A 2,278-nucleotide genomic window follows, 5' to 3' on the forward strand; every position below is an offset into this window, starting at 1 on the left:
CGGCAGGCGGGGGGCGGCCGCCGGCCGCGGGCCACGGGAGCGTGGCCCGCCCCGGCCCACCTCCCCTGACCGGCCCGGCACGCCCTGACCGGCCCGCCGTACCCTGAGCCGCCCGGCCCACCCCGCCCGGCACGCTCCGGCCCGTCGAGCGCGCCCCGGCGTGCTCCGGCGTGCTCCGGCGTGCTCCGGCTCGGCCCGGTCACGTGCGAGCACCTGCCCGGCCCGGCCCTGCCCGGTCACGTGCGGGCATCGGCTCGGCCCGGTCACGTGCGAACACCAGTCCGGACCGGTCATGCGCAGGCTCCGGCCCGGTCCGGCCACGGGCACCGGCCCGCACCGCGGCGCCGGAGAGGCACCGACAAGAGACAGACGAGAGGGCAGATCGTGACATATCCGGATCCGACTTACTTCGGCGACAAGGGCGAGATCAACGCGACCTACCGCCCGGCCGCCCACGCACCCGAGCTGACCTACCGGTCCGGCAACACGGTGCACTACCTGGCGACGGGAGCCTCCACCAACGGCCAGTTCGGCCTCTACCGCTGGGAGATGGGGCCGGAGCCGAGCGGGCCCGACCAGCACTTCCACCGGTCGATCTCCGAGTCGTTCTACATCCTCACCGGAACGGTCCGGATCTACGACGGCAGCCGCTGGATCGACACCGAGCCGGGCGACTTCGTCCACGTCCCCGAGGGCGGCGTCCACGCCTTCCGCAACGAGTCGGGCGAGCCCGCGTCGATGCTGCTGCACTTCGCCCCGGGCGCTCCCCGTGAGGGCTACTTCGAGGGCCTGGCGGAGTTCGCCGTCTCCGGCCGCCCCAGCGACGAGGAGCTGGCCGCCTTCTACTTCCGCCACGACACCTTCTGGCTCTGACCAGATGACCCGTCGCCGTTCACCCGCACCGTGGCGGGCGGGCCCACCCATACCCGGGGCGCCGGCTATCGGCCGCCCCCGGGCGGTCCGGGGGCCCGGCGGCTAAAGAGGATCCGAAATGGATCGTCTACTTCAAAACTATCTGCTACGGTCTCTCCTGTTGCCTCATTCGACAGGAGTGCCCCCATGTCTGCCGCTTCCGCCCCTTCGGCGCCCCGGTCGCGCTGGCTCGCCCTCGGAGTGATCGCCACCGGGATGCTGATGATCGTCCTCGACGGCAGCATCGTGACCGTGGCGATGCCGGCCATCCAGAACGATCTGGGCTTCTCCCCGGTCGGCCTCAGCTGGGTCGTCAACGCCTACCTGCTCGCGTTCGGCAGCCTGCTGCTGCTGGCCGGACGGCTCGGCGACCTGATCGGCCGCAAGCGGATGTTCCTGGCCGGCACCGCGGTGTTCACCGCGGCCTCGCTCCTGGCCGGGGCGGCCACCTCCCCCGCCGTGCTGATCGCCGCCCGGTTCCTGCAGGGGATCGGCAGCGCGATGGCCGCCGCGGTCAGCCTGGGCATCCTCGTGACACTGTTCACCGAGCCCCGGGAGCGCGCCAAGGCGATCGCCGTCTTCAGTTTCACCGGCGCCGCCGGCGCCTCGATCGGCCAGGTGCTCGGCGGCGTCCTCACCGACGCCCTCGACTGGCACTGGATCTTCTTCATCAACCTGCCGATCGGGCTCGCGGCGCTCGTGATCGCCGTGCCCGTGCTGCCCGCGGACCGCGGGCTCGGCCTGGGGGCCGGGGCCGACGTCATCGGCGCCCTCCTGGTCACCGCCGGGCTGGTGCTGGGCATCTACACCGTCGCCAAGGTCGAGGAGCACGGCTGGACCTCGGCGCCCACGCTCGGCTACGGCGCCCTCGCCGCCGTCCTGCTCGCCGCGTTCGTCATCCGCCAGGCCACCGCGCGGAACCCGCTCATGCCGCTGCGGATCTTCCGCTCGCGTAGCGTCTCGGGGGCCAACCTGGTCCAGATCCTGATGGTCGCCGCGCTGTTCTCCTTCCAGATTCTCCTCGCCCTCTACCTGCAGCGGGTGCTCCGGTACGGCGCCGCCGAGACCGGCCTCGCGATGCTCCCGGCGGCGGCGGTCATCGGCGCGGTGTCGCTGGGCGTCTCCGCCCGGCTCAACGCCCGCTTCGGCGAGCGCAACGTCCTGCTGGTGGGGATCGCGCTCCTGATCGGGGTCCTCGGGCTGCTCGCCCGCGTCCCCGTGCACGCGGACTATCTCACCGACCTGTTCCCGGTGATGCTGCTCGCCGCGGGTCTCCACGACCACGTCACCGGTCCCGCCGTGCCGGGCGGCCACCGCGGCGACGTGCTCGCGCATCATCCGCCGGGGGACCGGGTTGATCGCCGGT

The 2,278-nt window shown here is 72.9% G+C and carries 2 protein-coding genes; both read left to right on the forward strand.

All coding sequences use genetic code 11. The features are described from left to right. The first annotated feature begins 384 nt into the window (after positions 1 to 384). Positions 385 to 873 (forward strand): cupin domain-containing protein, encoded by a 489-nt coding sequence (locus ACWDS7_RS47940; RefSeq protein WP_451934745.1) that lies wholly within the window; start codon positions 385 to 387, stop codon positions 871 to 873. Between the two features lie 186 nt (positions 874 to 1,059). After that, on the forward strand, positions 1,060 to 2,278 hold a 1,219-nt coding region (locus tag ACWDS7_RS47945), incomplete at its 3' end, for an MFS transporter (protein WP_451934746.1).

The organism is Streptosporangium sp. NPDC003464, from assembly GCF_053588315.1.